Origin of the sequence: Bradyrhizobium uaiense (assembly GCF_010811875.1) — a bacterium.
In the GTDB taxonomy this organism is placed as follows: domain Bacteria; phylum Pseudomonadota; class Alphaproteobacteria; order Rhizobiales; family Xanthobacteraceae; genus Bradyrhizobium; species Bradyrhizobium uaiense.
On sequence record NZ_VKHP01000979.1, the window covers coordinates 1 to 243 of the forward strand.

General features: G+C 60.5%; 1 protein-coding gene. It reads right to left on the reverse strand.

The window, feature by feature from the left end; all coding sequences use genetic code 11:
- Positions 1 to 243, reverse strand: a 243-nt coding sequence (locus FNJ47_RS50850) for a hypothetical protein (RefSeq protein WP_206685442.1), incomplete at both ends; no start/stop codon positions are given.

A 243-nucleotide genomic window follows, 5' to 3' on the forward strand; every position in this document is an offset into this window, starting at 1 on the left:
AGCCGCAGCAGTCGTTGGCAAGCTCTCAGCAACCTTCTGCGGGATTTGCGACGGGCTCCAGTTCAGCGGATTCCACGAGCCATTGGTTACGTTCGCTGGCACGTAGTTCGGGTCTTCAAGCTGCTTGTTCACCGTACCTGCGGAAACCTTCGGGCCGCCTGCATGCTTCCGACCGTGCTCCACCAACTCAGGAAGTGAGGCCTTGAGAAGCGGCCCTCTGCGGGTCTTGGGCACCATCTGGAG